The following is a 988-nucleotide window of genomic DNA, read 5'->3' as shown; positions in this document are numbered from 1 at the left end:
GCGTGTATGGGCGGGTGTTTGCGGTGGTTCGGGGGTTGGTGTTTTATGCGGCTGGGAGGACTTTTGAATAAGCCTCTAAGTTTACTGCAATACCCGAAAATCCTGAAGATATAAGATATTTTCCGATTAATACTTTTTTTGATACAGTAGAATACCGAAAAGCTACAAAAAATCTATCTGACAGTCAACAAGAAGAAATTGATAAAGTTCAGGCAGTATTTAAGGAAACAGATGTTCCTGTACAATCGATAGAAACGGATGACAGGGATAAAGTAGGTATTGTATTTGAACGAGTCAACAGACTTGGGGTAGCTCTCGATACTTTTCAACTGTTAGCCGCATGGACTTGGAGCGAAGAGTTCGATTTACAAAATAAATTCAAAGAACTTGGAGAAAGACTACAAGATTTTGGTTTTGAAGAGGTCGGAGAAGACTCTGATTTAATTCTTCGTTGTGCAGCTGCAGTAATCAAAAATGAGCCGAACGCAACTGCGCTTTTAAGTATTACTGGTGAGGAAATTCGAACTCATTTTCCAACTATTGAAAAGGGAATAGCAGGAGCAATTGATCATATTAAAAAAGAATTTAATATTGCTACTCTAAAAAACCTGCCATATGCAACGATATTAATACCTCTGTCAGTTTTTTATGCATCTGACAAAAAGTATGTGAATATTGAAGATTCTCAGAGAGCTCAAATAAACACCTGGTTCTGGAAAACTTGCTTTGCTGCTCGATACTCAGCCGGTGTCCAACGTAATTTAAAGACTGATATCGACAATATGATTAAGCTCAAGCATGATGCAAACTCAACAGAATTGACAAATTTTTCTTTAAGTTTGAGTGAATCATATTTTACAGAAAATAAATTCCTTATGAATACTGTCAAAACAAAAACTTTCATACTATTACTCACTAGCTTAAATCCAAAAAGCTTCTTGAGCGGTAAAAACGTTGATTTAGATAAAGTTCTTGAACGGTATAATAG

Annotated in this window: 1 protein-coding gene; it reads left to right on the top strand. The window is 35.9% G+C overall.

Features of this window, described 5'->3' with window-relative positions:
* Positions 1 to 668: 668 nt before the first annotated feature.
* Positions 669 to 988: hypothetical protein (locus A7E48_RS11345; protein WP_233125977.1), on the top strand; the 320-nt coding region annotated here is incomplete at its 3' end.

It is taken from the genome of Rothia sp. ND6WE1A (assembly GCF_001683935.1).
GTDB classification, from domain to species: domain Bacteria; phylum Actinomycetota; class Actinomycetes; order Actinomycetales; family Micrococcaceae; genus Rothia; species Rothia amarae.
Note: the sequence above shows the minus strand (reverse complement) of the source record. Positions and strands in the feature narration are given on the sequence as shown.